4 protein-coding genes are annotated in these 5,008 nt (G+C 65.5%); 3 read left to right on the forward strand and 1 reads right to left on the reverse strand.

From position 1 onward, the window contains the following. The 3 genes from AC1VAN_RS10950 to AC1VAN_RS10960 form a co-directional block, all read left to right on the forward strand. Positions 1–2,376, forward strand: a 2,376-nt coding sequence (locus AC1VAN_RS10950) for an efflux RND transporter permease subunit (protein ID WP_480985798.1), incomplete at its 5' end; no start/stop codon positions are given. A 63-nt stretch (positions 2,377–2,439) separates the two neighbouring features. After that, positions 2,440–3,177, forward strand: coding sequence for an SDR family oxidoreductase (locus AC1VAN_RS10955; RefSeq protein ID WP_025878844.1), 738 nt, complete (start codon positions 2,440–2,442; stop codon positions 3,175–3,177). Beyond that, the gene (locus AC1VAN_RS10960) at positions 3,171–4,592 is read left to right on the forward strand and encodes an efflux transporter outer membrane subunit (RefSeq protein WP_025878845.1); all 1,422 of its coding nucleotides are present in this window, start codon (positions 3,171–3,173) and stop codon (positions 4,590–4,592) included. Before AC1VAN_RS10955 ends, AC1VAN_RS10960 begins: the two co-directional genes overlap by 7 nt. Positions 4,593–4,633: 41 nt before the next feature. Here AC1VAN_RS10960 and AC1VAN_RS10965 read toward each other — a convergent pair. After that, the coding region (locus AC1VAN_RS10965) for a VOC family protein (RefSeq protein WP_480985799.1) at positions 4,634–5,008 on the reverse strand (375 nt) is incomplete at its 5' end.

The following is a 5,008-nucleotide window of genomic DNA, read 5'->3' on the forward strand; positions in this document are numbered from 1 at the left end:
GACGTGGCCCGGGTCGAACTGGGTGCCGGTGACTACACGCTGCGCTCGCAGCTGGACGGCAAGAACGCGGTGGGTATCGGTATCTTCCAGGCCCCCGGCGCCAATGCGCTGGAGATCCGCGATGCGGTGATGGCCAGCATGGACGAGATGCAGAAGACCATGCCGGCCGACGTGAAGTACGAAGCGGTGTATGACACCACCATCTTCGTGCGCGACTCGATCAAGGCCGTGGTCTCCACCCTGCTGGAAGCCATCGCGCTGGTGGTGCTGGTGGTGATCCTGTTCCTGCAGACCTGGCGTGCTTCGATCATCCCGCTCATCGCGGTGCCGGTGTCGATCGTCGGTACGTTCGGCGCGCTGTACCTGCTGGGCTTCTCGATCAACACGCTGAGCCTGTTCGGCCTGGTGCTGGCGATCGGCATCGTGGTCGATGACGCGATCGTGGTGGTGGAAAACGTTGAACGCAACATCGAAGAAGGCCTGACCCCGCTGGCCGCTGCGCATCAGGCGATGCGCGAAGTGTCCGGGCCGATCATCGCCATCGCGCTGGTGCTGTGTGCGGTGTTCGTGCCGATGGCGTTCCTGTCGGGCGTTACCGGTCAGTTCTACAAGCAGTTCGCGGTCACCATCGCCATCTCCACGGTGATCTCGGCGATCAACTCGCTGACCCTGTCGCCGGCCCTGGCGGCCCGCCTGCTCAAGCCGCATGGCGCGCCGAAGGATGCCCCGACCCGCATCATCGACCGTCTGTTCGGCTGGGTGTTCCGTCCGTTCAACCGCTTCTTCAAGTCCAGCTCTGAAAAGTACGAGCGTGGCGTGTCGAAGATCCTCGGTCGTCGTGGTGCGGTGTTCGTGGTGTATGCGGTGCTGCTGGTGGGTACCGGCTTCATCTTCAAGCTGGTGCCGCCGGGCTTCATTCCGACCCAGGACAAGCTGTACCTGATCGCCGGCGTGAAGCTGCCGGAGGGTTCGTCGATCGCGCGTACCGATGAAATGCTGCGCAAGGTCGCCAAGATCGCCCAGGAAACCGACGGTGTGGCTCACACCATTTCGTTCCCGGGCCTGAATGCTCTGCAGTTCACCAATACGCCCAACACCGGTGTTGCGTTCATTCCGCTCAAGCCGTTCAGCGAGCGCCATGGCCGCACCGCGGCGCAGATCAATGCGGAGATCAACCAGAAGATCGCAGGCCTGCAGGAAGGGTTCGCCTTCGCCATGATGCCGCCGCCGATCCTCGGCCTCGGTAACGGCAACGGCTACCAGATGTTCATCCAGGACCGTGGCAACCTCGGCTATGGCGCATTGCAGAACGCGGTGCAGTCGATGCAGGGTGCGGTTGCACAGACCCCGGGCATGGCCTTCCCGATCACCAGCTATCAGGCCAACGTGCCGCAGCTGGATGCCGAGGTGGACCGTGTCAAGGCGAAGGCCCAGGGCGTACAGCTGACCGAGTTGTTCGACACGCTGCAGACCTACCTGGGTTCGGCCTACGTCAACGACTTCARCCAGTTCGGACGTACCTGGCAGGTGATCGCACAGGCCGATGGCCAGTTCCGTGACAGCGTCGAGGACATCGGCAAGCTGCGGACCCGCAACGACCGTGGCGAGATGGTGCCGATCGGCTCGATGGTCACCGTCAAGGAAACCTACGGTCCGGACCCCGTGCTGCGCTTCAACGGCTACCCGGCCGCTGACCTGGCCGGTGAAGCCGACCCGCGTGTGCTGTCCTCGGCCGAAGCGATGAACAACCTCACCGCCATCGCCGCCAAGGTGCTGCCGGTGGGCATGGCTACCGARTGGACCGACCTGAGCTACCAGCAGGCGACCCAGGGCAAGGCGGCCTTCATCGTGTTCCCGGTGGCGATCATGCTGGCGTTCCTGGTACTGGCCGCGCTGTACGAAAGCTGGTCGCTGCCGCTGGCGGTGATCCTGATCGTGCCGATGACCCTGCTGTCCGCGCTGTTCGGCGTGTGGATGACCGGCGGCGACAACAACGTGTTCGTGCAGGTCGGCCTGGTGGTGCTGATGGGCCTGGCGTGCAAGAACGCGATCCTGATCGTCGAGTTCGCCAGAGAGCTGGAAATGGGCGGCAAGGGCATCGTCGAAGCGGCACTGGAAGCCTGCCGCCTGCGTCTGCGCCCGATCGTGATGACCTCCATCGCCTTCATCGCCGGCACCGTGCCGCTGGTGCTGTCGCATGGCGCTGGCGCCGAAGTGCGCTCGGTGACYGGCATCACGGTGTTCKYCGGSATGCTGGGCGTGACCYTGTTCGGCCTGTTCCTGACSCCGGTGTTCTACGTGGCACTGCGCAAGTTCGTCACCCGCAACGGTGGTGGCCAGCTGGTGCAGCACGGCGAGCCGACCATCCACCACTGACATGGAAAACAGCGGCGCCGGCAATCACCGGCGCCCGCTTCCCCCCACCAAGGCAACGAATCCATGAACACCCATCAGAACAAGATCGCGCTGGTCACCGGCGCAACCCGCGGCATTGGCCTGGAAACCGTGCGACAGCTGGCACAGGCCGGCGTGCACACGCTGCTGGCCGGGCGCAAGCGCGAAACCGCAGTGGAACTGGCGTTGAAGCTGCAGGCCGAGGGCCTGCCGGTGGAAGCGCTGCAGCTGGACGTCAATGATGGCGCCAGCATCGCCGAGGCGGTCGAGCAGGTGCGTCAGCGCCATGGTCGTCTGGACATCCTGGTCAACAACGCCGGCATCATGATCGAGAACCCAGCGCAACTGCCGTCGGAGCAGTCGCTGGACACCTGGCGTCGCACGTTCGAGACCAACGTGTATGCGCTGGTGGCGGTGACCCAGGCCTTCCTGCCGCTGATCAAGCAGGCCAAGTCCGGCCGCATCGTCAACGTCTCCAGCATGCTCGGCTCGCAGACCCTGCATGCCGATCCGACCTCGGGCATCTACGACTTCAAGATCCCGGCCTACAACGCGTCCAAGGCCGCGGTGAACAGCTGGACCCTGGCCTTGGCCCATGAACTGCGCAGTACGCCGATCAAGGTCAACACCGTGCACCCCGGCTACGTGAAAACCGATATGAACGGTGGCAACGGCGAGATTGAAATCGCCGAGGGCGCGCGTTCCAGCGTGCAGATGGCGCTGATCGGCGAGTCCGGCGCCAGCGGCAGCTTCACCTACCTGGGCGAGGTGCTGCCATGGTGATCCGCACCCTGGCGATGGCCGTCTCCAGCCTGGTGCTGGCGGGCTGTGTCAGCGTCGGCCCCAACTACAAGGCACCGGTGCAGGAGCCCGTCGTCCTGCAGGGTGCACAGCAGCCGGTCTTCAGCACCACCTCGCCGGTGGCCAGCTGGTGGGCGCAGTTCGATGACCCGGTGCTTGAAGAACTGGTGCACGGCGCGCTGTCGGACAACCTGGACCTGCGCGTGGCTGTCGCCCGTGTCAGCCAGGCCCGTGCCGTGTTTGTCGAGAGCCGCTTCGACCAGGCGCCACACGTTACCGCTGGCGGCAGCTACGACCGCCGCAAGCAACCCGATCCGCAGCTGGGTGGGCAGCGGGTGTTCAGTGAAAGCTACCAGCTCGGCTTCGATGCGGGCTGGGAGCTGGATCTGTTCGGCCGCAAGCGCCGTGCTGCAGAGGCTGCGCGTGCCGACCTGGACGCCGAGCAGGCCAACCTTGCCGACGCGCAGGTGCTGATCGCTGCCGAAGTGGCACGCAACTACTTCGAACTGCGTGGCACCCAGAAGCGCATCGCGGTGGCCCAGCGCACCCTGGTCAACCTGCGCGATACGCAGCGGCTGACCGAGGCGCGCTGGGAACTGGGTGCCGGCAGCGAGCTGGACGTGCAGAGCAGCCGCGCACGGTTGAAGGCCATTGAGGCCGACATCCCGCTGCTGGAAGTGGCCGAGACGCAGTCGCGCAACCGGTTGGCTGTCCTGCTTGGTCAGCGTCCGGAGGTGCTGACCGCCATGCTGGCACCGCACGAAGTGCCGGCGTTTGCGAAGGCACTGCCGCTGGGTGATACCCGTGAACTGCTGCGCCAGCGTGCCGACGTGCGCGTGGCCGAGCGTCGCCTGGCTGCCGCCACCGCGCGTGTCGGCGTGGCCACGGCCGATCTGTTCCCGCGGTTGTCGCTGTCCGGTTTCGTCGGCTTCCTCGGCGGCGATGCCAGTGGCCTGGTCAACGGCAACAACAAGGCCTGGTCGCTGACCCCGTCGTTGAGCTGGGCGGCATTYGACTTCGGTACGGTCAAGGCACGCCTGCGTGCCAGCAAGGCCGAGGCCGAAGGCGTGGCCGCGCAGTACGAACAGGCGGTGCTGCTGGCGTTGGAAGACACCGAAAACGCGTTGACCCGCTACTCCAAGCAGCAGGCACGGTTGGCCATCGTGGTCGAGCAGGCGCAGGCGGCGCGGCGTGCCGAATCGCTGGCGCAGATCCGCTACCGCGAAGGGTCGGAGGACTTCCTGACCCTGCTGGACGCGCAGCGCACGCAGCTGGTGGCCGATGATGCACTGGCGGCCGCCGAATCAGAGGTCAATGTCAGTGTCGTGGGCGTGTACAAGGCACTCGGTGGCTGGGGCCAGTCACCGCAGGCGCCGAGCGTGGCGCAGGCGCGCTGAGCGACAGGGGACGGAAGCATCTGCTTCCGTCCCTTTTTTCATCATGGCCAATGGTTGGCCGGAGCATCGTGATCACGCATGCGCACGATGCAGAATCGATGACCGGTGGGCGCTTCCATCACCCACCAGCGTTTGACGAAACCGACCCGGCGGGCACCGAGTTTTTCCAGCCTTGCGGCTTCGGCGTCGATGTCGTCGCTTTCGATATCCAGATGCACCCGCGACGGGTGATCGACCCGCTGCACTTCCACGTTCAATCCCGCCGGCGCGCCCGTCAGATCGGCATACTCTGCGTCGCCTTCAGCACGGGCGGGCTCGGCCTGCAGGCCCAGCGCTGCGGCCCAGAAGCGCGCGCTGTCTTCGGCGGGTGTGTCCTGGCAATCGATGATGAACCCGGCCAGTCGGCTGCGATGGGT

It is taken from the genome of Stenotrophomonas sp. 05L44_2 (genome assembly GCF_056665995.1).